Consider the following 25,013-nt stretch of genomic DNA (forward strand, 5'->3'; position numbering starts at 1 on the left):
AATTTATGCCGCTAAGTTTTCCTTTTTTGCTCGGCGACGCTGATTAAAGCCTAGTGCAAACAGCAGAAGTAATGTTGGTACAAATACCCACTCTTTTAGAGGACGGTCAGCATCAAGCACTACATTCTTTATTTCCCAGTCAAAATCAATTCCAGAAGCTTCGGCTGGACTGCCAAATTCAACCATATCTACAATCATTTTATTATCCACTTCAGATAACATTAGACCCATAGAGCTAACGCGATCATCACCAGTAACCGCTCGATCATCAAAAGGTAAGCGAACTGTTTTGCTGATGACATCACCTTCGAGGTTTTGTCCTGTTACTTCTAATGTCAGTGATTGTCCCACATTTAGCTCTTCTGCTATTTGAGCGATCTCAATACCTTGATGATAATCTTTGGCTGGATAGATTTGATCCCACCAATAGCCAGGACGGAACAGTGAGAATGTGATTAGTAAAAGTAAGACTACTTCCCACCATTTCGTTTTGGTGAACCACCAACCTTGCGTTGCTGCTGAGAAGGTCAACATTGCAATAACTGAAGATATAATCGTAAGTGCTAAATGCCACCAAGAATCAATGCCCATCAATAAAAGCTGAGTATTGAAAACAAACATGAAAGGTAAAATTGCGGTACGAATATCGTAAGTGAATCCTTGGATACCGGTGCGGATAGGGTCAGATTTTGCAATAGCAGCGGCAGCAAAAGCCGCAAGACCGACTGGTGGTGTATCATCTGCAAGAATACCAAAGTAGAACACAAATAAGTGAACTGCAATTAATGGAATAATCAGACCGTGTGCAGCGCCTAGAGTCACAATAACTGGTGCCATTAACGTTGATACAACAATATAGTTTGCCGTTGTTGGTAATCCCATACCTAAAATTAAGCTGATCACTGCGGTAAATAACAGCATAAGAATGATGCTACCACCAGAGATAAACTCAACAAAGTCAGTCATGACTAGGCCAATACCCGTTAAGGTTACAACACCTACAACCGTACCTGCAGCAGCAGTAGCTACACCGATGCCAATCATATTTCGAGCACCAGAGACTAAGCTTTCTAGTAAATCATCAAATCCCTGTTTCACTTGTTCAACGAGATTGCCTTGCTTTGAAAAGAAAGCAATTAAAGGGCGTTGAGTCAGTAGGATAAAGATCATAAATACGGAAGCCCAAAATGCAGACAAACCAGGAGAGAAGCGCTCTACAGTTAGACACCATACCAATACGACGATAGGCAGTAAGAAGTGTAGGCCTGATTTGATCGTAGGACCAGGGTCAGGAACTTCAGTTAACTCTTCATCAATCGCCATCATTGCGTGCTCTTGGTATTTTGCAGATATGCTAACCAAGCCCACATAAGAGAGCAGTAATGCGATTGTTACGATCGGTGTTGCAGCATCACCGAAGACATCTTTTGTCCAACCAATACCATAGTAAACCGCTGCACTAATGACACAAAGCCCTAGAATAGTACCAGTAAAGGAAAGCAGGCTATGGACTAAGGTTGGAGTATGGCGACGTGGAAGGCCAGTCATACCAGCTTTACACGCTTCAAGATGAACGATGTAAAGTAGCGCAATATAAGAAATTAAAGCAGGGAGTAATGCGGCTTTAATCACTTCTACATAAGAGATACCGACGTATTCCACCATTAAGAACGCCGCCGCTCCCATGATAGGTGGAGTAAGTTGACCATTAGTGGAGGCTGCAACTTCAACTGCGCCCGCTTTTGTTCCAGGAAAACCCACACGTTTCATTAATGGAATGGTAAACGTACCAGTGGTTACTACGTTAGCAATTGATGAACCAGAAACTAAACCTGATAAGCCTGAAGCCACGACCGCCGCTTTTGCAGGGCCGCCTTTCATATGACCAAGTAGAGAGAAAGCGACTTTAATAAAGTAAGCACCAGCACCTGCTTTTTCTAGCATGGCACCAAATAAAACAAATAAGAAAACAAAAGAGGTTGATACACCTAGTGCAACGCCAAAAACACCTTCAGTTGTTAACCATAGATGTGACATTGCTTTGTTTAAACTCGCCCCTTTATGTGCAATTACATCTGGCATATGAGGGCCGGCAAAGGTGTAAAGTAAGAATACGGCTGCAACCACCATTAGTGGGGGGCCTAAAGCACGTCGAGTTGCTTCAAGCAACAGTATCATACCAACAACAGAGGCAATAATATCGGGGGTCGTTGGTGCGCCAGAACGCTCAGCTAATTGAGTATAGAAGATATAAATATAAGCAGCTGAGAAACTGCCAGCAAAGGCAAGAGCCCAATCTATCGTAGGAATACGATCTCTTGGTGAGTTTTTAAGAGCAGGATAAGCGGTAAAAGCTAAAAAGATGGCGAAAGCCAAATGTATTGAGCGAGCCTCTGTATCATTGAGTATGCCGAAATCAAAAATGAACGGTAAAGGGGAAGCATACCAAAGTTGGAACAGAGACCAACATAATGGAACAAACCATAAAATACGGCCAGATAATCCTTGTGGTGAACGTGCACCAGTGTCCGATTGGGCCACCATTTCTTGCACATCTTGTGACGTATTTGACGACTGCGTCATGTACTTTTCCTTAGTGATGCTCGAATTTAACACTCAATTATTAAGCATTAGATTACTGAATATAAGCCAATGTGTAGGCTAGAAAGAGCTGATCTTCAAATCCGTTTTATTATTGGTAGTTATCCGTTGTATGGAAAGATCAGGGATATTGCGAAGAACCAAAGAGACCACATGGCCTCTTTGGTTGATAGTTACGCTACCTGTAAAGAGTAGCGCAGTGTTGAAGAAAGGCTATTTTAGTAGACCAACTTCTTTGTAGTATTTCACAGCACCTGGGTGAAGTGGGATAGAAAGACCTGACTTAACCATGTCTTCTTTTTTCAATGTTGCAAATGCTGGGTGCAAACGCTTAAAGGTATTAAAGTTTTCAAATACCGCTTTTGCTACGCTGTAAGCCACTTCATCAGAAACATCAGAAGTTGTTACCATAGTTGCTGCAACACCAAAGCTGTTTACATCACCTTCAGTACCGCGGTACATACCTGCTGGTACTGTGCTATATGCATAGTAAGGGTTGTCTGCAACGATTTTATCGATTTTAGGACCGGTTGCAGACACTAGTTTTGCATCACAAGAAGTGGTTGCTTCTTTGATTGAACCATTTGGATGTCCAACCATGTAGATGAAGGCATCAATTTTGTTATCACAAAGTGCTTGTGAACGCTCAGACCCTTTTAGTTCAGAAGCGAGCTTAAAGCTATCGTTAGTCCAACCCATCGCATCCATTACAACACCCATGGTTGCGCGGTCACCAGAGCCAGGGTTACCAATGTTTACGCGTTTACCTTCAAGGTCTGCAACATTGTTAATGCCTGAATCGGTACGAGCGATAATGTTAAAAGGTTCTGTATGAAGAGAGAACATTGCACGCAGTTTCTTGTAAGGGCCTTGAGCTTCAAATTTGCTTGTGCCGTTGTAACCATGGAACTGCCAATCTGATTGAACGATACCAAAATCCAGTTCACCAGAGCGAATGGTATTTACGTTATAGATTGAGCCGCCAGTTGATTCAACAGAACAGCGAACATTGTGTTCTTTACGATCTTTATTCACTAATTTACAAATAGCACCGCCAGTTGGGTAGTAAACCCCAGTCACTGAACCTGTACCTATTGTGATAAATTCCTGAGCGCTTGCTGTACCCATACCAGCTACAACCATTGCAGCAGCAACAGTTGTGGTTTTAATCGCTTTACTTAGTGCCATGTTATTCCCTTCCTTTATTGTATGACTTTTAATTGCATACCTTGTAATGACAAGATTAAATAAAAAATCAGTATTTATTCACTTTTAATTAAGTGTTTTCGTTTCCTGTTACAGAAATGGCGAGCAAATGATAGCAAATTAATGAGTTACTTTTAAAATGATGTTAAATAAAAACTATCAAAAGTGTGAAATAACTAACTAATGACAGGGTTAATAATAGCTATTATCGGCTTATTAGCATCAGTTTAATAAAATTTTGAACTGTGGGGAGTCGGTAGAATGATGAATAAGAGCACTTTATTGATTTATAAAATGCTCTGATATTGAGAGGAATTTATTTAGGTTTAAACTGAGTATTCAAATAAGTCACACACTGAATCAAATAAATCAGTCACATCAATCGTTCTTGTTGGGGTGATAAAAATAGTATCATCGCCAGCAACAACGCCTAAAATGCCTTCCGCTTTCCCTAAAGAGTCTAACAAGCGAGCAATAAGTTGAGCAGCTCCTGGACCTGTGTGAATAACAACAAGCGCACTGTTATAATCAATATCCATTACAAGTTCACGAAGAGAGCTTGAAACCGTAGGTACGCCAAGTTCAATTGGTAGGCAATACACCATTTCCATTTTGGCATTACGAGTACGAACTGCACCAAATTTGGTTAGCATTCGTGATACTTTGGATTGATTAATATTATCGAAACCTGCAATACGAAGTGCATCGACAATCTCACCTTGCGAACCAAATCGTTCCGCTTTAAGAATAGATTTAAACTCTTTAACTAATCGTTCTTGCTTTTCATTATTTCGCATACTGTTTTGATTCTTTTTGCAATAATTCCTACTATTCTCGCATAATTATTTATCTATAACCAAATCAAAATCGTATTTCTGTGATTAGTTACTTTTTATCAATAGACCTTTATTCTGTTGGTTAATTTGAAAGAATGGTTGTGAGGTCGGAGTAAAATAGTGATGAATTTGTAGCACGAATGGCATGTCATTGCGTAAGGTCGCAAAGCGAAGCGAATAGGATTGAATTTCATTTGAGCTTACTATAACGTCGCTTTTAGTTTGAAAGTAAATTCATAATAAAAATATACCTCTACCACTCAAGGAGAACGAACATGAAAGTTGCTGTTATTGGCGCCGCAGGAGGCATCGGACAAGCGTTAGCACTACTTCTTAAGAACCGCCTACCAGCGGGTTCAGATCTTGCTCTTTATGATATAGCACCTGTAACACCTGGTGTTGCTGCAGATCTAAGTCATATCCCAACCCCTGTATCTATTAAAGGTTATTGTGGTGAAGATCCAACTCCTGCGCTTGAGGGAGCTGATGTTGTTTTAATTTCTGCAGGTGTTGCTCGTAAGCCAGGAATGGATCGTTCAGATCTATTTAATATCAATGCGGGTATTGTGAAGTCATTAACTGAAAAAATTGCAGTCACTTGTCCAAAAGCATGTATTGGTATTATTACAAACCCTGTTAATACAACAGTTGCGATTGCTGCTGAAGTACTAAAAAAAGCAGGCGTATATGATAAAAATAAATTATTCGGTGTAACAACACTTGATGTGATCCGTTCAGAAACGTTCGTTGCAGAATTAAAAGACAAAGATCCAGGCGAGATCCGTGTTCCAGTAATTGGTGGTCACTCTGGTGTTACTATCTTACCTCTTCTTTCTCAAGTAGAAGGTGTTGAGTTTACTGCTGAAGAAGTTGCAGCATTAACCCCACGTATTCAAAATGCAGGAACTGAAGTTGTTGAAGCTAAAGCCGGTGGTGGTTCTGCAACGCTTTCAATGGGACAAGCAGCGTGTCGTTTTGGCTTGTCGTTAGTAAGAGCGCTAGGTGGCGAACAGGGTGTTGTTGAATGTGCTTATGTTGAAGGTAACGGTGAACATGCTCGTTTCTTCGCACAGCCAATTCTTCTTGGCAAGAATGGTATTGAAGAGATCCAATCGTATGGTGAGCTAAGTGCATTTGAACAAGAAGCACTGGAAAGCATGCTAGATACGCTACGAGGCGACATTAAAATTGGCGAAGAGTTTGTTAAATAATACCAATCTACATAAGTATTTGATCATTCTTGCTTGTTAAAATCGATTATACCTGCGTTATAAATTTTTGTAATTAGAACCACTAGTTACTGTAATTTATGCCTTGCTCTAATCGATTTTTCCTACGCAATTATCTGAACAACGACTTATCCAGAATGGTATAACTAACGAACAATATGTATTAAAAAAGGGCCGCTAATCAATTAGCGGCCCTTTTTTTGATCTTTTCTTGCTGTTTATATTCGCGAGATTATCTTATTTACTGCGTTTAACTGCTAAATGAGCTAACGCTTTTAATGCTTCTTTATAATCAGATTCTGGCAGAATGTTCAATTCAGCAATGGCTTTATCTGCTTCTTCATCTGCTTTTTGTTTTGTGTACTCTAATGAACCGACTTCTTTCATACAAGCTAGGATAGGTTCTAGTTTATCTAACCCATTTCCTTTTTCTATTGCTTCACGGATCATTGCTGCTTGTTCTTCATTACCATATTTCATTGCATGTAGTAATGGTAACGTAGGTTTTCCTTCTGCAAGATCATCCCCTACGTTTTTACCCATGTCTTCACCATCAGAAGTGTAATCCATGACATCATCAATTAACTGAAAAGCAGTACCTAGATATTTACCGTAGTTTTGAAGTGCGGTTTCGATCTCTTGTGGAGCATCATTTAGGATCGCACCGATCTGCGTTGCTGCTTCAAATAGGCGAGCTGTCTTAGAGTAGATCACCTGCATATAACTTTCTTCGGTCGTATTAGGATCGTTACAGTTCATTAATTGAAGCACTTCGCCTTCAGCTATCACATTTACAGCTTCACTCATTAGGCTGAGGATCTTTATGGATCCTAAGCTTGTCATCATTTGGAAAGAGCGGGTATAGATGAAATCACCAACCAATACACTTGCTGCATTTCCGAACTCTGCATTTGCCGTTGCTTTACCGCGACGCATGTCTGATTCATCAACAACATCATCATGCAAGAGGGTAGCGGTATGAATAAATTCAATAAAAGCGGCTGCCATTGTGTGGTCTTTGCCTTCATATCCAAGAGCTTTAGCTGATAAAATGGCAAGAACTGGGCGTAGGCGTTTTCCACCGCCGCTAACAATGTAAAAACCAAGTTGGTTGATTAACGCAACATCTGAGTTGAGTTGAGCTAAGATGGTCTCATTGACGATTGCCATGTCATCAGCCGTTAGGGCTTGAATAGCTTTAAAATCCATTATTCTTCCAGCAAGGTTAGGGCCTAAATCAGGCTTCATTATAATAAGTGATTAACTAAATAATACACTAAAATGGGGTTAGCAATACAGTCGAAAATTATCTCCTTATAGCTTAATGAGCACGTCGGCGATCTTTTCATCATTTTTCTTCATTTTTGGGTTGTCAGATTGAAATCATTCGCGTAGAATCCACGCCCTATTGATGACAAGTTTAACGCACACCAAAATTGTTGAGTAAACAAAATAAATGGTAGTGCGAAAGTAGCGGAGTAAAATATGTACGCTGTTTTCCAATCTGGTGGTAAACAACACCGTGTAAGTGAAGGTCAAACTCTTCGCTTGGAAAAATTAGACGTTGAGACTGGCGCAACAGTTGATTTCGACAACGTTCTTATGATTGCTAATGGTGAAGAAATCACTGTTGGTGCACCTCTAGTAGCTGGCGGTAAAGTAACTGCGGAAGTAGTTCAGCACGGTCGTGGCGATAAAATTAAAATCGTTAAGTTCCGTCGTCGTAAGCATTCTCGTAAGCAGCAGGGCCATCGTCAATGGTTCACTGAAGTCAGAATCACTGGCATCAGCGCTTAATTTAAGGAGAATAACAAATGGCACATAAAAAAGCTGGCGGTTCTACTCGTAACGGCCGCGATTCAGAAAGTAAACGTCTTGGTGTTAAGCGTTTCGGTGGCGAATCTGTTCTTGCAGGTAACATCATCGTACGTCAACGTGGTACTAAATTCCACGCTGGTACTAACGTAGGCATCGGTAAAGACCACACTCTTTTCGCTCTATCTGAAGGTAAAGTGAAATTTGAAGTTAAAGGTCCTAAAAACCGTAAATTCGTTTCTATCGAAGCTGAATAATAACTTTATAAGTTAATTCTAAAGCCCTGCCAATTGGCGGGGCTTTTTATTTATGGATAGTCACCAGTTAAGCACTCTTCATCTATAATTATATCCATCTTTATAGATATCAATGTTAGAGTACTTAACTAGTGACTATATTAATATATACGTAGCGTAAAGATCATTGACGATCAACGATTGAGACCTTATTCACTGGTCTACAGTAAATCAGCCGTACTTGATATTCGAATGCCTTTTTATGTAAGTGCTTTTGATTATTAATAAGTACCAACGCTACAGCTCGGAGAAGAAAATGAAATTCGTTGATGAAGCGACAATTAAAGTAGATGCCGGTGATGGCGGTAATGGTGTAGTTAGCTTTTGGCGTGAAAAATTCGTAGCTAAAGGCGGCCCTGACGGCGGTGATGGCGGCGACGGTGGCGATGTTTACCTAGAAGCGGATGAAAACCTAAATACACTTATCGATTATCGTTTTAATCGTTTTTATGACGCAGAGCGTGGTAAGAATGGTAGCGGTGGTAACTGTACTGGTAAGCGTGGTGAAGACATTACGTTGAAAGTGCCTGTAGGTACACGTGCTATTGATATCGATACTGGTGAGAAAGTTGCAGAACTGATGACTCACGGTATGAAGGTGATGGTTGCTAAAGGCGGCTGGCATGGTTTAGGCAATACACGTTTTAAATCATCAGTAAACCGTGCTCCTCGTCAAAAGACATTAGGAACAAAAGGTGAAGTACGTGAACTTCGTCTAGAGCTTCTTCTTCTTGCTGATGTAGGTATGCTTGGTTTACCAAATGCGGGTAAATCTACGTTTATTCGTGCGGTATCAGCAGCAAAACCAAAAGTAGCCGATTACCCATTTACAACATTAATCCCTAGTTTAGGTGTTGTACGTGCTCGCGGTAACAAAAGCTTTGTTGTTGCCGATATCCCTGGTCTAATTGAAGGTGCTGCTGATGGCGCAGGCCTAGGTGTACGTTTCTTAAAACACCTTGAGCGTTGTCGTGTACTGCTTCATGTAATTGATATTCTTCCAATTGATGGCAGTGATCCTGTACAAAATGCATTAACTATCATTGATGAGTTAGAGCAATACAGTGAGAAAGTAGCGGGCAAACCACGTTGGTTATTATTCAATAAAACCGATCTTCTATTAGAAGAAGAAGCGGATGAAAAGATCAACGAGATCTTAGAAGCACTTGCTTGGGATGATCGTCACTTTAAGATTGCAGCAGTAAGCCGCACAGGTACTCAAGAAGTATGTGATGAGCTGTCTGACTTTATGGATACTCTACCAAAAGAGATTCAAACAGATGAAGAGAAAGCGGCTGATAAAGTTGACTTCATGTGGGATGATTACCATAAAGACGCAATGTCTGGTCAACACGTTGTTACTGAAGATGATGACGATGACTGGGATGATGAAGAAGATGACGGTCACGTAATTTACGTTCGTGACTAATTCAATCTGCTTCTATTACAGATAATAATAAAAAACCGCACTTGTTGCGGTTTTTTTGTATTTAAATCAGTAAACATTATATCGAAATGATTAGAATGGGTTTTAATTTAATAAATCATTGCGAATAAACATGGATGAGAAGCAAAGAGAGATATCCCGCTTAGTAGCCAAAGCAGGGCAAATGCTATTACAGCATGGAGCTGAAAGTAGTTTGGTTTCTGATGTCAGTCGCCGCTTAGGCATTGCCGTCGGGGCTGATGATGTCGAAATATCATTGTCAGCAAGTTCACTAGTGATCACGACCATCATTAATGAGCATTGTATGACAACGGCTCGAAGAGCCCCCGATCGCGGCATTAATATGAGGGCAATTACTGAGATCCAACGGATCTGCATTATGTCAGAAAAGGGATTGTTGGATCGACATGAAGCAACCGCTAAGTTAGATAATATTAGCCCTGAAAGATATAACCGCTGGCTTGTGGTTGTGATGATTGGTTTATCATGTGCCAGTTTCAGTCGTTTAGCAGGAGGTGATTGGCCTGTATTTATGATGACATTTTTAGCTTCTTCATTAGGCATGATTGTTCGTCAAGAAATAGGACATCGACAATTTAATCCTCTGCTTAACTTTGGTATCACTGCCTTTGTGACCACTCTTATCTCCTCTCAAGCTGTTATTTATCACATTGGTAATATTCCTTTTCTTGCAATGGCTTCTTCTGTTTTGATGCTTGTTCCCGGTTTCCCTTTAATAAATGCCGTTGCCGATATGGTGAAAGGGTACGTTAATATGGGAATTGCTCGATGGACATTTGCGACCTTACTTACCCTAGCAACCAGCATTGGGATTGTGGGTGCGATGAACTTGGTTGGTGTCTGGGGATGGATTAACTAATGAATGTTTTAATTAATTCGAATTTTGATTTATTCCTCGCTTTATTAAATGATATGTTTTTTGCCATGATCCCTGCCGTTGGTTTTGCCTTGGTATTTAATGTACCGGCTAAGGCTTTGAAATATTGTGCCATTGGTGGAGCAATTGGCCATGGAACACGATTTTTATTAATGCATTATGGTGCGCCTTTAGAGTGGGCAACACTATGTGCCGCAACTACGGTTGGAATGATAGGCGTACATTGGTCGCATCGATTTCTCGCACACCCTAAAGTATTTACGGTTGCCGCTTTGATCCCAATGGTTCCGGGAGTCTTTGCATTTAAGGCAATGATCGCCGTGGTAGAAATTAATCATCTTGGTTATTCTCCAGAGTTATGGGCCATGATGATTGATAATTTAATTAAGACCCTATTTACCATAGCGGCACTTGCGATTGGTCTTGCTATGCCTGGGCTACTGTTTTACCGTAGAAAATCTATAGTGTGATAAAGGTATTAATTTGTTATTCTACGGACCAGTTTTTTTGCTTAATAAAATGAGATTTAGAATAAATGAAGATTAGTATGATTGCAGCCATGGCACATAATGGAAAAATTGATAAATCGTGCAATCTGTCAAATTCTCAACCTCTAGTTATTGGTAAAAATAATCAAATGCCATGGCACTTACCTGCTGATTTTGCATGGTTTAAACAATGTACTATGGGTAAACCAATTGTGATGGGGCGTAAAACCTATGAGTCGATTGGTCGTCCTTTACCAGGGCGTTTAAACATTGTATTAAGCCGCGATACTAATTTGCAAATCGATGGTGTGACTTGCGTAACTTCAATTGAAGAAGCAAAGCAAGCTGCAGGTGATATTGAAGAGCTTATGATTATTGGTGGTGGGTCAATTTACCAAGCGTGTCTTGCTGATGCGGATAAGTTGTATCTGACGTTTATCGATGCTGATATTGATGGCGATACGCAGTTCCCAGATTGGGGTGAAGGCTGGAATCGGACTCACTCTGAAACGTATTCGAAAGATGAAAAAAATCAGTACGATATGGAATTTGTGGTTCTTGAAAGGTAAGAGGTTATACGCTGCGCTAACTAGAGACTAGAGACTAGAGACTAGAGACTAGAGACTAGAGACTAGAGACTATAAGTAGCATTGTGACAAATTAGGTTTCAGGACGCTGCGCTTGCAGGGTTCAGGTGTACTCGCTTTTGATTTTCCTGAAACCTGAAACCTGAAACCTGAAACCTCGCTCTTATAGCCTCTAGTCAGCGAAGCGTATAGTTCCTAGTCTCTGCTCTTCCTCGTTACTGTGCTATCGCTTTCTGCGTAAAATACTTCCCATCATCAACACGATACATCGTCATATATTCCCCCCATACACAGCCTGTATCGAGCGCTATTACGTTATTTCCATCATGTCCCATCAATGCTGCCCAGTGACCAAAAATCACTTTATGCGAAAGGGGAAGACGATTTTCTAGCTCAAACCAAGGCACGAGTTCATCGCTATTAATCTCTTGAGGTGGCAGCTTACATTCCATATCTAAGCGACCATCAGAATAACAAAAACGCATGCGTGTAAAAGCGTTGATAATATAACGGTAACGCTCAATATCGGTAAGATCTTCTCGCCATACATCAGGCTGGTTATCATACATATTCTCTAATAACCAAATCCATTTGTCCGATTGTAAAACCGCTTCAACTTCATGCGCGCACTCAATGGCAGTATTAATATCCCATTGAGGGGAGATCCCTGCGTGACTCATTACGATATTATGTTCAGAGTTAACGGCTAATAATGGTTGATGACGTAACCAAGTTAGTAACTCCTTACTATCAGGTGCCGTAAAGATAGGTGCTGTTTTGTCTTTTTCTTTAACGCGAGAAATGCCCTGAGATACCGCCAGTAAATGCAAATCATGATTACCTAAAATAGTCACGGCTGCTGATCCTAATGACTTTACAAAGCGTAAGGTTTCTAATGATTTTGGTCCGCGAGCAACCAAATCTCCTGTTAGCCATAGTTGGTCAGTTTCTTTATTAAAATGGACCTGCTCTAATAAGAGCTGTAGTTCATCTAAACAACCTTGAATATCTCCAACAAAGTAGGTCGCCATATCCCTTTCCTTAAATTAGTATAAAGCTTGTGCCAATAGGTATTAGATAGAAAAAAGGTGACAATAAAGTCACCTTTTAATATGTATAATTTATGAATACGAAAACAGTTACTTAGACGTTTCTGTTTCAGCCTGATAATTGTCATTTAACCAGTTTGCCATATTAACAAACTGCTCTAATGTAAGGTTTTCAGGGCGCATAGTAGGGTTAATGCCTAATTCTTCTAGCTGCTCTTTAGTCAGTAATGCTTTATAACAGTTACGAACAGTCTTACGACGTTGGTTAAAGCCTTCACGACACACGCGATCAAGCCACTTTAAGTTCTTCGCAGGGTACGGTAATACTTCATAAGGTACCAAGCGAACAACTGCTGAATCTACCTTCGGTGGCGGAACAAACGCTGTTGGTGGCACTTCTAATACAGGCATTACTTTACAGAAGTATTGCGCCATAACGGTTAAGCGGCCATATGCTTTTGTACCAGGGCCTGCGGCCAAACGGTTCACCACTTCTTTTTGTAGCATAAAGTGCATGTCTAATACGTCTTTATGGAATTCAAATAGGTGGAACATTAGTGGTGTTGAGATGTTGTATGGCAAGTTACCGAAAATACGCAGCTTATTATTTTCTTTAATTAACTGAGTAAAGTCGAAACGCATAGCATCGCCTTCATGAATCGTCAGCTTACTGCCTAATTCAGGATGGTTACGAAGACGTTCTGCTAAGTCACGGTCAAGTTCGATAACAGTAAATTTATCAACTTCACGGCCAACTGGCTCAGTGATAGCACCAAGACCTGGACCAATTTCTACAAGGTTTTGGCCTGGCAGAGGGTTGATTGCAGATACGATTCCATCGATCACATAAGGGTCATTTAAGAAGTTTTGACCAAAGCGTTTTCTTGCTTTATGGCCTAAATGGACATCATTTCTAGTACTCATTTTTTCTCTACCAGTTCAATTGCATGGGTTAGTGCGGTAATAAAGCTTCCTGCATCTGCTTTTCCAGTACCCGCCAATTCCAATGCAGTACCATGGTCTACTGAGGTTCGGATAAACGGTAAACCTAGTGTAATGTTTACTGATTTTCCAAAGCCTTTAAATTTTAACACAGGAAGCCCTTGATCGTGATACATCGCTAGTACCGCATCCGCTTCTTGTAAGTATTTATCTTGAAATAGTGTGTCAGCAGGTAATGGACCAATAAGATTCATTCCTTCTTCTGCACGTAATTCATTTAATGCTGGCGTAATGATATCAATTTCTTCACGACCAAGACAGCCATCTTCACCTGCATGAGGATTTAATCCGCATACAAAAATTGATGGTTTCGCAATTCCAAACTTAGTGATTAAGTCTTGATGTAGAATTCGAGTCACTTGTTTTAAGCGATCAGCAGTAATGGCTTTTGATACATAAGCGAGTGGTATGTGAGTAGTTACTAATGCCACACGCAAGCCTTCAGTAGCAAGCATCATCACAACTTGCTGAGTGTTTGATTGCTCTGCAAAAAATTCGGTATGGCCACTGAATGCAACTCCGGCACGATTAATGACGCCTTTATGTACAGGGCCAGTAACGACAGCATCGAATTCGCCATCCATATTGCCTTGCGCAGCTCGGCGTAATGTTTCAAGAACATAATGTCCATTGGCTTCATTAAGCTCTCCAGCAATGACCTCTTCACCTAAAGCGATATCATCGACAATTAAAGTGCCAGCTTTGTGAGCTTTGGCTGGAGACTGCACATTATACTCTTCAATTGAGATATCAATATTTAGTAATTTAGCTCTCTGCTCTAGCGCATTCTTATTGCCGCAGACAACTAATTGATGCGGCCAATTTTGTTGTGCAATAGTAAGAACAAGATCTGGCCCAATACCTGATGGTTCTCCAGGAGTAATGGCAATTCGTTTAATCTTATTCATTATTTTCTTCACCATCATCATCTTTTAGTATTTCAACATAAGCACTAGCACGGATTTCTTGCAACCAAGCGCCTGCTTCTTCGTTAAATTTACGATTCATTAAAATACGGTATGCTTTGTTTTTCATTGCGGCATCAGTTCTGTCAACTTGACGGCGTTCTAATACTTCAACAATGTGCCAGCCATGAACAGTTTTGAAGGGTTCACTGATTTGACCAACAGGCAGGATCTCTACTTGGTGTTTAAATTCTGGAACATATAAATCAGGTGTTTGAAAACCTAGTTCGCCATCTCTTGCTGCTGAACCTGGATCTTGGCTATAGCGCTTTGCCATTTCAGCAAAGGTATCATTGCCTGCTTTAATATCAGCAATAATAGTGTTTAACTGACGTTTAGCGCCTTCGTCACTCATGATGACCGAGGTTTTGATTAGAATATGACGAGCATTTACTTCAGTAACCGCAATAGTCTCAAGCCCTTTAACGTCATCAATTTTCAGAATATGGAAACCCACACCAGAGCGGAATGGACCGATAATGCTGTTTTTTCCTTGTCCCGTAATTTGGTCTGCAAAAATGGTTGGCATTTCTTCTTTACGCATCCAGCCCCAGTCACCACCTTGAAGTGCTTTAGGGCCTTTAGAGTAAGTGTATGCCATGGTCGCAAAATCAGCGCCTTGTTTTAGGCGTTCGGTAAGCTCATCAGCTTGCTGCTCTAACGCTTCTTTATCTGCTTGAGTTGCGCCATCTTCTGCTCGTAATTGGATGTGGCTGATTTTATATTGCACTGTTGCCTGAGTCTCTTCAGCAAGTAGTAGAGCAAGGCTTTCTACTTCTTGAGGAAGGATGTTAATACGACGACGTACTTGAGCGTTTCGAGCTTCACTTGCTGCGATCTCTTTACGAATTTGTTCACGGAAGCTAGCGTATGAAAGCCCTTGAGCTGCGGTTTTTTGTTGCAGTTGAGCCAATGTCATGTTGTTTTCTTTGGCTATGTTCTTCAGTGCTTCCTCAAGTCGAGTATCGTCGATACGAATACCCATTTTTTCAGCTTGTTGGCTTTGAATCGTATCAACAATAAGCTTTTCAAGAATTTGTTCGCGTAGAACACTCTCTTCCGGCAAAGGTTGTCCTTTTTCTTGTGCGTTTATTTTTACTGTTTTAAGAGAGGTATCAATGTCGCTTTGTAATACAACGCCTTCATCAACAATCGCTACAACACGATCTAATTCAACCGGTGCTGCTTGTACATTCATGGTTAGCATAAGTAATAATGTGCTAACTAATGGGAGTTTCCAGTTTTTCATAGTGTCATCCAAGAGTAAGGAGAGTGAAGCGTCCGATTAACATAGGACGCTTCAGGTATATCCGTATAAATTAATTGTTTAAATAAAATGGGCGACCGTAGCCCAGTGCGTTAGTTGCTGAGCCAGAGGTGATACCAGTGTTACTTCCAAGACCTCGAATGCCAATAGAAAGCATTAGGTTTTTCTCATACTCAGGTTTGTAAGTTCCAATTGCTAATGCGGAATCATTAGTAGGAGCGATTAACTGGTCACTATACGTTAAACCAAATGACCAGCAATCACTTAAATAGGTTACTCCGACTAAGGCCTCTATCATTTGGTCTTCTTTTGTATCATGGAAGTATTGTCCTTTAAGAGCCCAATTTCGACCAAGATTATATTCACTCAGTAAGCCAGCTTGGTAGATACCATGTTGGGTGATCTGCTCTATAGAATCATCCTCAAAGCGAACATTACTTTCGATGTAACGATAGTTAGCTTGAACATAACCTTTTGCGAATCGGTATTCTAATGTGCTGTTTGCTACTTGAAGCTCACTGACATTTGAATCGTACTGAATACCGCCATGATAGAAAAGGTAGTCATTGAAGTTAAAGTCACTTTCCATAGCCCAAGCCGATGAGTTACTAGTATCGTTTTCATTAGTGGTACCCGAACCATCCATATAAAGGATCTGACCAAAAGAGATATTCATGCGTTCTTTGTAAGCATCATCATAAAATCGTGAGGTTGCACCAATACTGAATTGGTTCGCTGATGAAATGTAATCAACACCACTGTACTGACGATCCCTAAATAATCCGTAGTAATCCAATTGCAGTTTACTACTGTCATAGCCGCCTTCACCTCGGCCACCATAGATCTCACTTTGGTCAACTTCTGGTACGTATAAATATTGTATTTTAGGTTCTAGCGTTTGTAAGTACTCACCTAAGAATTTATGAGTGCTGTCTAAATAGATAGCACCATTAATACGTACCTCAGGAATAGTTCGAGATACTTCTTCTGATAATTCTGATAGTGAGGTTTCTGAACGATCAAAATCTTGAGAATAATAGGTATAGAGTAAACTCGCCTCAGGCGTTAATGACCACCAAGTTGAGCTTAATGGTAAGCTTAACTTAGGCTCTAAGTGAACTCGTGTTGCTGATGGTTTTGCTTCGTCATCTGTAGCAAATTTACTAACGTGACTATGTAGGTTGAAGTCAAATTCTTTATAAAACTGAGGTGCATAATAGTTAAATTCTATTTGTGGCATTAGTCGATACGGTGTTTGATTCTCAACTAAGACTTGGAAGTCGCGCACACGCATGGTCATATCCCAATCTTGAGTACGATAAGAGACTTCGCCTGATTGAGTCAATTGGCCTTCATCACGAGTACCTATGCTTGAATTTAAGTCTTGGAAGTAATCGATATCGCTGACTTTGGAGTAGTCAACTTCAAATTTCCAGTGCTTTTGATAGATGCCTGAATGATTCCAACTTACCCCCCAACGAGTACCTTTATCTTTGAACTTAGCATCCTCATTAAGGTATTCGAGATCGACAGTACCCTGGCCAAATGTTTCCAAATAACGGAATTCTGCTTCTAATTGAGTACCACGCTTCTCCATGTAATTAATGGTTGTGGTTGCATCATAATTTGGTGCGATATTCCAATAAATAGGGACAGATAGCTCAAAACCATTTTTACTATCAAGGCCTACACTAGGGATTAACACCCCTGTTTTACGTTGGTCGCCAACAGGAACAGTAATATAAGGCAAGTAAAAAATAGGAACATCAAGCACTTCAAAGCGAGCATTGTAGAATGTTGCCCACTCATCAGATTGGTCTAATTCGATATCACTGGCTTTAAAGCGCCAGCTATTGTCATCCGCAGGACAGGTTGTGAAAGAGGCATCTTCTAATTGGTAGATTTCTTGCCCTGTTTTTAATACACGGCTTGCTGTACCACGAATAGGCTGACAAGACATATTGTAGGCCGTATTAACCATAGTGGTATCTTCGGTAGTTAAATCCGTAGTTACTTTATCTGAGGTTGAGCGCATATCCATGCTTGAGTAATCAACATTACCTTCAGCTATTGCAATGTTTTCTTGCTGATGAAGGGTGATGCTATCCGCTTTAATCTCTTGTCGGCCTTTAATAATATGAACGTTGCCTTTATAAACGGCTTTAGAATTATTACTGGCTTCAACACTGTCTGCTTGAATTAAAACGGGTTGTTGTTCCTCTTCCTCTTTTGACATTTTATCAGGTACTTTGCAAGAGTTAACTGCGTCAGTTTTTAGAGGGAAGATGGCACTATTTTCTGGAGATACAGGGTTACCATCATCAGCGATGACGGGAGCTCCGTAAAGAAGGCATCCAGCGAATGAGACAAGTAGGCTGCGAGAAGTAAAAGGCATCGAGATAGACGTTCCTGTTCGTTATATTAATCCGCTGATATACTCAATGATATTAGACAGAGTCACTTCTTTATAATAAAGCAAAAGCTATGCCCAAACCACCTTAAGATGCGGCTATCATCTCATTCAATTCAGTTATTTTTCTGCAATTGCTTCTGTTGATGATACCCTGAATCCTGTATCTTGATGTTGCTTGGCTGCAAAGTAAGAGGCTGCGTTTGCCCGTTATGTGGTTAAGTAGAATTATGTGACCGAGTAAAAATAGAATAATTCAATAATTGGAATATAAAATGCAAATATTTGGCAAAATATTAGGTGGTTTTTTTGGTTTCTTATTTGGTGGCTTTTTTGGCGCTGCATTAGGGATCTTTATTGGACACCAATTTGATAAAGCAAAACGCATGGCAACTAGTGGATTTACTTTCCAAACTGGTGGTGCTTCTCAAACAGAGAGACAGGCTGAATTTTTTCATGCCGCTTTTGCCGTTATGGGACATATAGCGAAAGCGAAAGGGCAGGTAACAGCACAAGAAATCCAATTAGCATCAATGATGATGGATCGCATGAATCTAAGCGGCGAGCAGAAAAAAGAAGCTCAAGAAGCGTTTAGAGAAGGTAAAGAAAATGATTTTCCATTACGTGAAACTTTACAGAAAATCCGCTCAATTACGGGTGGTCGCTATGATTTATTGCAATTCTTTTTAGAGTTACAAATAGCATCAGCCATTGCGGATGGTGATATTCACCCAAGTGAGCGTGATATTTTACACATTGTTGCTGAAGAACTTGGCTTTAGTGCTGCACAGCTTGAAAAACGTTTAAAAATGCAAGAAGCGGCTTTTCGTTTTCAGCGCAGTGGTGGTTTCTCTGGTCAAGGCGGCTCACAACAAAATCATGGTCAATGGCAGCAAGCCAGTTCAGCTGAACAACTAAAAGATGCTTATAATTTGTTAGGTATTAATGAAGATGCTGATGCTAAAACAATTAAGCGTGCCCATCGTAAATTAATGAATGAGCATCATCCAGATAAGCTGGTAGCAAAAGGTCTACCACCAGAAATGATGGAAATGGCAAAAGAAAAAGCGCAAGAGATCCAAGGCGCTTATGACTTAATTAAAAAGGCTAAAGGGATTAAGTAATCCCTCTGCATTTTTTATTGTTTATTCAATGACCAGTCGTAGTCATAGCGAATATCGCCTTTGAATGATTTTAATTCTGGGCGATATTTTTTTAGGTGCTTAAAAAGCTGTGCTTGATTACCAAAATCAACAGCGAACCAATCATAAATAGAGGATAGTTGGACTTTATCTTCTTGAATCAATACACCCTTGTTACTGTTAATGAATTCGGTTGCCGCTTTATCTAATAATTTATCGCTGTTTCTAGCGGTGAAGGCTTTTGGTTGTAAGTTAGGGCAGCCTAAACTTGCACAATTAACCGCATAATGGGTTCTAGGATCATTCCATATTGGTCTTAAAATTCGATGTTCGATGTCATTAAGAGTAAGAGCTTTTCCTGCCACTATAATAACTTCTTCATCCCAAGGTCCGAAGCTAAATAGCCCTCCTAATTTAGTAATCGATTTGATAGGGTAATTATCTAAAATAATTTTTACAGTGATTGCATTGTAAAGGTTGACCCAATAAGCGTATTGCTCAGCTTTTTTATATTCTCTCGGATCAATACGACTCATTTGACGTAAATAGCTGTTAAGAGTTCGCTCATCAGCATCGGTGACGTTAGCATAGTCAAAAAGCGTGAATTCCCCCTTAGTCATGAGGTATTTATCTAAGGTTTGTTGCCAATACTGGTGAGAGATGGTGGTGGCGTTTTTTTCATTACTTACATTCCAATAATCCCAGAGTTCAGATTTTGGTGCAGCGAACGTACTGAATGAGAAAAGCAAAAGTAACGAGGAAAAAATGTATTTCATAAAGGGCCTCTGATTTTTTACTAATGACTATTTAGTATAGATTGTCTGTATTCTATAGACAAAAAAGAGGTTGATACGTTCATATCAACCTCTATTATTTCCTGAATCCTGAATCCTGAATCCTGAATCCTGAATCCTGAATCCTGAATCCTATTTTAAAAAGCTCGGGATCTTCGCTTCATATTCCGAAATTTTATCGGCGTGTTGCAGTGTCAGTCCGATATTATCTAAACCATTTAATAAACAATGACGACGAAACTCATCAATTTCAAAAGAATACTGTTTATTGTTAGCAGTCACTAACATCGCTTCTAAATCCACAGTAACCTCAGCGCCTTCATTCGCTTCAACGAACTGAAATATTTCATCAACTTCAGATTCGGTCAGGCGAACTGGAACCATTTGGTTATTGATTGAGTTGCCATAAAAAATATCAGCAAAGCTTGGTGCGATCATCACTTGGATGCCGTAATCCACTAATGCCCAAGGTGCGTGTTCACGAGATGAACCACAACCAAAGTTTTCACGAGCAAGCAGAACGGTAGCACCTTGATAGCGTGGTGCGTTCATGACAAATTCTGGATTTGGTTGTTCACCACCATCATCCAAAAAGCGCCAATCGTGAAATAGGTGTTTACCAAAACCAATGCGATTTACTTTTTGTAGAAACTGCTTTGGTATAATGGCATCGGTATCAATATTCGCCGTATCTAAAGGAACGACTAGACCTGTATGTTGCTTAAAACCTGACATAGTAAATTCCTTTTATGCTTGTTCTGTAATGGTACGAATATCAACAAAGTGACCCGCAATTGCAGCAGCAGCAGCCATTGCAGGGCTCACTAGGTGAGTTCGACCATCACGGCCTTGGCGACCTTCAAAGTTACGGTTTGATGTTGACGCACAGCGTTCTTGCGGACCTAGACGGTCGTTGTTCATTGCAAGGCACATAGAGCAACCCGGTAGGCGCCATTCAAAGCCAGCTTCTTTAAAGATCACATCTAGGCCTTCTTTTTCTGCTTGTGCTTTTACTTGCTCAGAGCCAGGAACAATCAAGGCTTGAACATGAGATGCCACTTTATTGCCTTTTGCTACTGCAGCCGCAGCACGCATGTCTTCGATACGTGAGTTAGTACAAGAACCAACAAATACTTTATCAACATTGTAATCAGACAGGGATTTTCCAGCTTCAAGTCCCATGTAAGCTAAGGCTTTTTCAGCAGATGCTTTTTCTACAGGGTCAGAAAAACTCTCTGGTGCAGGGATTGGATCGTCTACTGCGATCACTTGCCCTGGGTTTGTACCCCAAGTGACTTGCGGTTTAATTTCAGAGGCTTCAAGTGTTACTACGGCATCAAACTCAGCATTATCATCAGTTTTCAATGATGACCAGTAGTCGATAGCGGCGTCTAAATCTGCACCTTGTGGTGAGAATTTACGTCCAGTAATATAATCAAATGTCGTTTGGTCAGGTGCGATAAGACCTGCTTTAGCGCCTAATTCGATCGCCATGTTACATACCGTCATACGACCTTCCATCGTAAGGTCGGTAATCGCTTCACCACAGAATTCAACCACATAACCAGTACCACCAGCAGCCGTTGTTTTACCTATGATCGCAAGAACGATGTCTTTAGCGGTAATGCCTTCGGCTACTTTGCCTTTAACTTCGATTTTCATGGTTTTAGCACGTGCTTGTTTTAGCGTTTGTGTCGCTAATACGTGCTCAACTTCAGAGGTACCGATACCAAAAGCTAATGAACCAAATGCGCCGTGAGTTGCAGTGTGTGAATCACCACACACAATCGTCATACCTGGTAAGGTAATACCAAGTTCTGGGCCCATAACATGAACAATACCTTGATATTTATGGTTTAGATCGTAAAGGGTAACGCCAAACTCTTCACAGTTTTTTGATAGCGTCTCCATTTGGATTCGAGCCATTTCACCAGAGGCATTAATGTCTTTGGTTTGTGTTGAAACGTTGTGATCCATCGTTGCGAAGGTTTTACCTACTTGGCGAACTTTACGTCCTTTTTCACGTAGGCCATCAAACGCTTGTGGTGATGTCACTTCATGAACCAAATGGCGGTCGATGTATAAAATTGGGTTTTCGCCTTCTGCCGCTACAGCAACATGGGCATCGTAAATTTTTTCGTATAATGTTTTTGCGTTAGACATTGCTTCTTCCTTGAATTACGAATTCAAAATGTACTCAGCGATTTTATCGCCCATTGCTGATGTAGTTAGTGCTGGTTTATCGCCGGCTAAGTCAGCCGTTAGCTCGCCTGCTGATAGCGCTTTAGATACGGCAGCTTCAATACTTTGTGCTGCTGCTTCTTCACCTAGGCTATAGCGTAGCATGAGTGCTGCAGATAAGATCTGAGCAACAGGGTTAGCAATATTTTTACCTGCAATATCAGGCGCTGAACCACCTGCGGGTTCATACAGACCAAAGTTGCTCTCATTCAGACTTGCAGAAGGAAGCATACCCATTGAGCCTGTGATCATCGCGCACTCATCAGAGATAATGTCACCAAAGATATTTGAACATAGCATCACATCAAACTGAGATGGATCTTTGATTAGCTGCATGGTCGCGTTATCAATGTACATGTGGCTTAGTTTTACATCTGGGTAATCTTGAGCGACGTCTTCTACCACTTCACGCCATAGGATAGAGCTTTGTAGAACGTTGGCTTTATCAATTGAGTAGACGTTTTTATTACGTAGACGAGCCGATTCAAAAGCAATCTTTGCAATACGTTCGATTTCGTAGCGGTGGTAAATTTCAGTATCGTACGCTTTTTCTTGAGGGCCTTCGCCTTCACGCCCTTTTGGTTGGCCAAAGTAGATACCACCAGTCAGTTCACGAACAACAACAATATCGAAGCTGTTACCTGAAATATCAGCACGCAGTGGAGAGAAGTTTTCTAATCCTTTATGGATTTGCGCAGGACGAAGATTACAGAACAGTTGGAAATGTTTACGAAGAGGAAGTAGGGCGCCACGCTCTGGTTGGTCATTTGGTGGAAGATGTTCCCACTTAGGACCGCCAACTGAGCCAAATAATACGGCATCTGAATCTTCACAACCTTTGACTGTGCTCTCTGGTAGCGGACAGCCATGGTTATCAATCGCGATACCACCTACATCGTGCTGCTCGCGTGAAAATGAAATGGCGTGTTTTTTCTCAATCGCATCCAGAACTTTATGTGCTTGTTCCATCACTTCTGGGCCAATACCATCGCCAGGTAGAACCGCAATCTTGTATGTTTTATTCGTCATGTTAATCCTTTAATCTTTTCTATTTAATTTGCTTAATCAGAGAAGGCCTATACTTCTCTGATTTAAAATTTGTTTCGGCTTTTTTAAACCGTAGCTACTTTCTTTTGCTTAATTTCAGCAATTTGATCTGCACGATGAATGCTATTAATTACGTGAAGTAATGCCTGACCAGAGGCTTCGATAATATCGGTCGCTAAACCTGTACCGTGATATTTTCGGCCTTTGTAATTGGCAATAATATCAGCCTGACCTAAACCATCTTCACCTTCGCCTTTTGCAGTTAAATCAAACTTATCTAGAACAATCTCATAGCCTGTTAGTTTGTAGATACATTGGTAAAGGGCATCAACAGGACCATTACCGACAGCGGCTTCACATTTTTCTTCATCACCACAAAGTAGTTTGATACTAGTTGTCGCCATTACGCTGCCAGATTGAACGCTTAGGTAGTTCAACTTATAGAAGTCATCTTCATCACGTAAGTTGGCAAAATGCATTAGCGCTTCTAAATCGTAATCAAAGACTTGGCCTTTACGATCCGCTAGCTTCACAAAATCTGCATATAGCGTGTCTAGATTGTATTCTTCGTCTTTATAACCCATCGCATCCATGTGGCTCTTAACCGCGGCACGACCTGAACGACTGGTTAGGTTTAACGCTTTGTTTTTAAGACCGATAGACTCAGGTGTCATGATCTCATAGGTATTTTTATTCTTAAGCATGCCATCTTGGTGAATGCCAGAAGAGTGGCTAAAGGCGTTTGCGCCTACGATAGCCTTATTGCTTTGAATTGGCATGTTACAAAGCTGACTTACCAACTTACTGGTGCGGTGGATTTCATCATTTTTAAGACCCGTATGAACGCCTAGATATTCTGAACGAGTCTGTAGAATCATCGCAATTTCTTCTAAAGAACAGTTGCCTGCACGCTCACCAATACCATTAATTGTACCTTCAACTTGTCGAGCGCCTGCTTGAACCGCTGCAATAGAGTTGGCAACTGACATCCCTAAATCATCATGACAATGAACAGAGATGATAGCTTTATCAATGTTTGGAACACGGTTAAATAATTGCTGAACAATGCCACCAAATTCACCTGGAATGGTGTAACCAACCGTGTCTGGAATATTGATAGTATTCGCACCGGCATTGATTGCAGCTTCAACCATACGACAAAGGTTATCAATTGGAGTGCGGCCAGCATCTTCACAAGAAAACTCTACATCATCGGTGTATTTACGTGCGTGTTTAACCGCTTTTACACCCATTTCAACCACATCATCGTAGCTACGGCGTAATTTATCTTGAACGTGAACGGTCGAAGTAGAAATAAAGGTATGAATTCGGAACGCTTCTGCGACTTTTAACGCTTCAGCTGCTGCATCAATATCTTTAGGGACAGCACGAGCTAGACCACAAATTCGGCTATTTTTAATGTGTTTTGCAATGGTTTGTACTGATTCAAAATCACCAGGGGAAGAGACAGGGAAGCCAGCTTCAATTACATCAACACCTAGGCGTTCAAGTGCGTACGCAATCTGCAATTTTTCTTTTACGGTTAAACTTGCTGATAGTGCTTGTTCGCCATCACGTAGGGTGGTGTCGAAGATAATGACTTGATCGCTCATGGGCTTGCTTCCTTGTGTTTGTCATTTGCCTTGATGACGGATATCCATAAAAAAACCCGCCATGGTTAGCGGGTTTTAAA

At 40.7% G+C, this 25,013-nt stretch carries 22 protein-coding genes; 8 read left to right on the forward strand and 14 right to left on the reverse strand.

Annotated elements, in window-relative coordinates; genetic code table 11:
* Positions 1–3: 3 nt before the first annotated feature.
* The 3 genes from PVK63_RS17940 to argR all read right to left on the reverse strand — a co-directional run bounded on the left by PVK63_RS17940 (position 4) and on the right by argR (position 4,604).
* Positions 4–2,583 carry a TRAP transporter permease gene (locus tag PVK63_RS17940; protein ID WP_274440795.1) on the reverse strand — a complete coding sequence of 860 codons (2,580 nt, stop codon included), beginning with the start codon at positions 2,581–2,583 and terminating at the stop codon, positions 4–6.
* A gap of 231 nt (positions 2,584–2,814) precedes the next feature.
* Complete coding sequence (locus PVK63_RS17945) at positions 2,815–3,789, reverse strand: TAXI family TRAP transporter solute-binding subunit (RefSeq protein WP_130048655.1); 975 nt, start codon at positions 3,787–3,789, stop codon at positions 2,815–2,817.
* A 344-nt stretch (positions 3,790–4,133) separates the two neighbouring features.
* The gene (gene argR, locus PVK63_RS17950; RefSeq protein WP_130048656.1) at positions 4,134–4,604 is read right to left on the reverse strand and encodes a transcriptional regulator ArgR; all 471 of its coding nucleotides are present in this window, start codon (positions 4,602–4,604) and stop codon (positions 4,134–4,136) included.
* A 314-nt stretch (positions 4,605–4,918) separates the two neighbouring features.
* On the opposite strand from argR, the gene mdh reads away from it, so the two are divergent.
* Positions 4,919–5,854, forward strand: coding sequence for a malate dehydrogenase (gene mdh, locus PVK63_RS17955; protein ID WP_274440796.1), 936 nt, complete (start codon positions 4,919–4,921; stop codon positions 5,852–5,854).
* Positions 5,855–6,109: 255 nt separating this feature from the next.
* Here the strand turns inward: mdh and ispB are convergent, their stop codons facing one another.
* A complete protein-coding gene (gene ispB / locus PVK63_RS17960) occupies positions 6,110–7,081 on the reverse strand; it encodes an octaprenyl diphosphate synthase (protein WP_130048658.1) in 972 nt (323 codons plus the stop codon).
* A 276-nt stretch (positions 7,082–7,357) separates the two neighbouring features.
* On the opposite strand from ispB, the gene rplU reads away from it, so the two are divergent.
* From rplU to folA, 6 genes are all read left to right on the forward strand, one after another.
* Positions 7,358–7,669, forward strand: coding sequence for a 50S ribosomal protein L21 (rplU, locus tag PVK63_RS17965; RefSeq protein WP_060993942.1), 312 nt, complete (start codon positions 7,358–7,360; stop codon positions 7,667–7,669).
* Positions 7,670–7,686: 17 nt separating this feature from the next.
* On the forward strand, positions 7,687–7,944 hold the full coding sequence (gene rpmA, locus PVK63_RS17970) for a 50S ribosomal protein L27 (protein WP_005417307.1): 258 nt from the start codon (positions 7,687–7,689) through the stop codon (positions 7,942–7,944).
* A 295-nt stretch (positions 7,945–8,239) separates the two neighbouring features.
* Complete coding sequence (cgtA, locus tag PVK63_RS17975) at positions 8,240–9,412, forward strand: Obg family GTPase CgtA (RefSeq protein ID WP_130045905.1); 1,173 nt, start codon at positions 8,240–8,242, stop codon at positions 9,410–9,412.
* A gap of 130 nt (positions 9,413–9,542) precedes the next feature.
* Entirely contained in the window at positions 9,543–10,310 is a 768-nt protein-coding gene (locus PVK63_RS17980) for a threonine/serine ThrE exporter family protein (RefSeq protein WP_130045906.1), read from the forward strand.
* The gene (locus PVK63_RS17985) at positions 10,310–10,798 is read left to right on the forward strand and encodes a threonine/serine exporter family protein (protein WP_130048659.1); all 489 of its coding nucleotides are present in this window, start codon (positions 10,310–10,312) and stop codon (positions 10,796–10,798) included. Before PVK63_RS17980 ends, PVK63_RS17985 begins: the two co-directional genes overlap by 1 nt.
* A 65-nt stretch (positions 10,799–10,863) precedes the next feature.
* Positions 10,864–11,385, forward strand: a complete 522-nt coding sequence (folA, locus tag PVK63_RS17990; RefSeq protein WP_274440797.1) for a type 3 dihydrofolate reductase — start codon at positions 10,864–10,866, stop codon at positions 11,383–11,385.
* Between the two features lie 233 nt (positions 11,386–11,618).
* Here folA and apaH read toward each other — a convergent pair whose 3' ends face one another.
* The 5 genes from apaH to lptD all read right to left on the reverse strand — a co-directional run bounded on the left by apaH (position 11,619) and on the right by lptD (position 18,081).
* Entirely contained in the window at positions 11,619–12,434 is an 816-nt protein-coding gene (apaH, locus tag PVK63_RS17995) for a bis(5'-nucleosyl)-tetraphosphatase (symmetrical) ApaH (RefSeq protein ID WP_274440798.1), read from the reverse strand.
* Positions 12,435–12,542: 108 nt separating this feature from the next.
* Positions 12,543–13,376 (reverse strand): 16S rRNA (adenine(1518)-N(6)/adenine(1519)-N(6))-dimethyltransferase RsmA, encoded by an 834-nt coding sequence (rsmA, locus tag PVK63_RS18000; RefSeq protein ID WP_130048661.1) that lies wholly within the window; start codon positions 13,374–13,376, stop codon positions 12,543–12,545.
* The gene (gene pdxA / locus PVK63_RS18005; RefSeq protein WP_165371232.1) at positions 13,373–14,362 is read right to left on the reverse strand and encodes a 4-hydroxythreonine-4-phosphate dehydrogenase PdxA; all 990 of its coding nucleotides are present in this window, start codon (positions 14,360–14,362) and stop codon (positions 13,373–13,375) included. The genes rsmA and pdxA overlap by 4 nt, the downstream gene beginning before the upstream one ends.
* On the reverse strand, positions 14,355–15,668 hold the full coding sequence (surA, locus tag PVK63_RS18010; RefSeq protein WP_274440799.1) for a peptidylprolyl isomerase SurA: 1,314 nt from the start codon (positions 15,666–15,668) through the stop codon (positions 14,355–14,357). The genes pdxA and surA overlap by 8 nt, the downstream gene beginning before the upstream one ends.
* A 70-nt stretch (positions 15,669–15,738) precedes the next feature.
* Positions 15,739–18,081, reverse strand: coding sequence for an LPS assembly protein LptD (gene lptD / locus PVK63_RS18015; protein WP_274449268.1), 2,343 nt, complete (start codon positions 18,079–18,081; stop codon positions 15,739–15,741).
* Positions 18,082–18,371: 290 nt separating this feature from the next.
* Here lptD and djlA point away from each other — a divergent pair, with 290 nt between their 5' ends.
* Positions 18,372–19,220, forward strand: coding sequence for a co-chaperone DjlA (gene djlA / locus PVK63_RS18020; protein WP_274440801.1), 849 nt, complete (start codon positions 18,372–18,374; stop codon positions 19,218–19,220).
* A 14-nt stretch (positions 19,221–19,234) separates the two neighbouring features.
* Here djlA and PVK63_RS18025 read toward each other — a convergent pair whose 3' ends face one another.
* The 5 genes from PVK63_RS18025 to leuA all read right to left on the reverse strand — a co-directional run bounded on the left by PVK63_RS18025 (position 19,235) and on the right by leuA (position 24,933).
* The gene (locus PVK63_RS18025; RefSeq protein WP_274440802.1) at positions 19,235–20,014 is read right to left on the reverse strand and encodes a DUF547 domain-containing protein; all 780 of its coding nucleotides are present in this window, start codon (positions 20,012–20,014) and stop codon (positions 19,235–19,237) included.
* Between the two features lie 150 nt (positions 20,015–20,164).
* Complete coding sequence (gene leuD / locus PVK63_RS18030) at positions 20,165–20,767, reverse strand: 3-isopropylmalate dehydratase small subunit (RefSeq protein ID WP_274440803.1); 603 nt, start codon at positions 20,765–20,767, stop codon at positions 20,165–20,167.
* Between the two features lie 12 nt (positions 20,768–20,779).
* On the reverse strand, positions 20,780–22,195 hold the full coding sequence (leuC, locus tag PVK63_RS18035; protein WP_274440804.1) for a 3-isopropylmalate dehydratase large subunit: 1,416 nt from the start codon (positions 22,193–22,195) through the stop codon (positions 20,780–20,782).
* A gap of 15 nt (positions 22,196–22,210) precedes the next feature.
* Positions 22,211–23,302: a 3-isopropylmalate dehydrogenase gene (leuB, locus tag PVK63_RS18040; protein WP_274440805.1), complete on the reverse strand. Its 1,092-nt coding sequence runs from the start codon at positions 23,300–23,302 to the stop codon at positions 22,211–22,213.
* Positions 23,303–23,385: 83 nt separating this feature from the next.
* Entirely contained in the window at positions 23,386–24,933 is a 1,548-nt protein-coding gene (gene leuA / locus PVK63_RS18045) for a 2-isopropylmalate synthase (protein ID WP_130045918.1), read from the reverse strand.
* Positions 24,934–25,013: the final 80 nt, after the last annotated feature.

The sequence above is a fragment of the Aliivibrio sp. S2TY2 genome (assembly GCF_028765525.1).
In the GTDB taxonomy this organism is placed as follows: Bacteria; Pseudomonadota; Gammaproteobacteria; order Enterobacterales; family Vibrionaceae; genus Aliivibrio; species Aliivibrio finisterrensis_A.

Excerpts from the sequence above, each read along its gene's own strand:
- pdxA (WP_165371232.1), bottom strand. The coding sequence starts at position 14,362 with ATGAATAAGATTAAACGAATTGCCATTACTCCTGGAGAACCATCAGGT.
- leuC (WP_274440804.1), bottom strand. The coding sequence starts at position 22,195 with ATGTCTAACGCAAAAACATTATACGAAAAAATTTACGATGCCCATGTT.
- djlA (WP_274440801.1), top strand. The coding sequence starts at position 18,372 with ATGCAAATATTTGGCAAAATATTAGGTGGTTTTTTTGGTTTCTTATTT.
- PVK63_RS17985 (WP_130048659.1), top strand. The coding sequence starts at position 10,310 with ATGAATGTTTTAATTAATTCGAATTTTGATTTATTCCTCGCTTTATTA.
- mdh (WP_274440796.1), top strand. The coding sequence starts at position 4,919 with ATGAAAGTTGCTGTTATTGGCGCCGCAGGAGGCATCGGACAAGCGTTA.
- leuD (WP_274440803.1), bottom strand. The coding sequence starts at position 20,767 with ATGTCAGGTTTTAAGCAACATACAGGTCTAGTCGTTCCTTTAGATACG.
- rplU (WP_060993942.1), top strand. The coding sequence starts at position 7,358 with ATGTACGCTGTTTTCCAATCTGGTGGTAAACAACACCGTGTAAGTGAA.
- ispB (WP_130048658.1), bottom strand. The coding sequence starts at position 7,081 with ATGGATTTTAAAGCTATTCAAGCCCTAACGGCTGATGACATGGCAATC.
- PVK63_RS17945 (WP_130048655.1), bottom strand. The coding sequence starts at position 3,789 with ATGGCACTAAGTAAAGCGATTAAAACCACAACTGTTGCTGCTGCAATG.
- apaH (WP_274440798.1), bottom strand. The coding sequence starts at position 12,434 with ATGGCGACCTACTTTGTTGGAGATATTCAAGGTTGTTTAGATGAACTA.
- PVK63_RS17980 (WP_130045906.1), top strand. The coding sequence starts at position 9,543 with ATGGATGAGAAGCAAAGAGAGATATCCCGCTTAGTAGCCAAAGCAGGG.
- cgtA (WP_130045905.1), top strand. The coding sequence starts at position 8,240 with ATGAAATTCGTTGATGAAGCGACAATTAAAGTAGATGCCGGTGATGGC.
- PVK63_RS18025 (WP_274440802.1), bottom strand. The coding sequence starts at position 20,014 with ATGAAATACATTTTTTCCTCGTTACTTTTGCTTTTCTCATTCAGTACG.
- lptD (WP_274449268.1), bottom strand. The coding sequence starts at position 18,081 with ATGCCTTTTACTTCTCGCAGCCTACTTGTCTCATTCGCTGGATGCCTT.
- leuA (WP_130045918.1), bottom strand. The coding sequence starts at position 24,933 with ATGAGCGATCAAGTCATTATCTTCGACACCACCCTACGTGATGGCGAA.
- surA (WP_274440799.1), bottom strand. The coding sequence starts at position 15,668 with ATGAAAAACTGGAAACTCCCATTAGTTAGCACATTATTACTTATGCTA.
- rsmA (WP_130048661.1), bottom strand. The coding sequence starts at position 13,376 with ATGAGTACTAGAAATGATGTCCATTTAGGCCATAAAGCAAGAAAACGC.
- PVK63_RS17940 (WP_274440795.1), bottom strand. The coding sequence starts at position 2,583 with ATGACGCAGTCGTCAAATACGTCACAAGATGTGCAAGAAATGGTGGCC.
- rpmA (WP_005417307.1), top strand. The coding sequence starts at position 7,687 with ATGGCACATAAAAAAGCTGGCGGTTCTACTCGTAACGGCCGCGATTCA.
- argR (WP_130048656.1), bottom strand. The coding sequence starts at position 4,604 with ATGCGAAATAATGAAAAGCAAGAACGATTAGTTAAAGAGTTTAAATCT.
- folA (WP_274440797.1), top strand. The coding sequence starts at position 10,864 with ATGAAGATTAGTATGATTGCAGCCATGGCACATAATGGAAAAATTGAT.
- leuB (WP_274440805.1), bottom strand. The coding sequence starts at position 23,302 with ATGACGAATAAAACATACAAGATTGCGGTTCTACCTGGCGATGGTATT.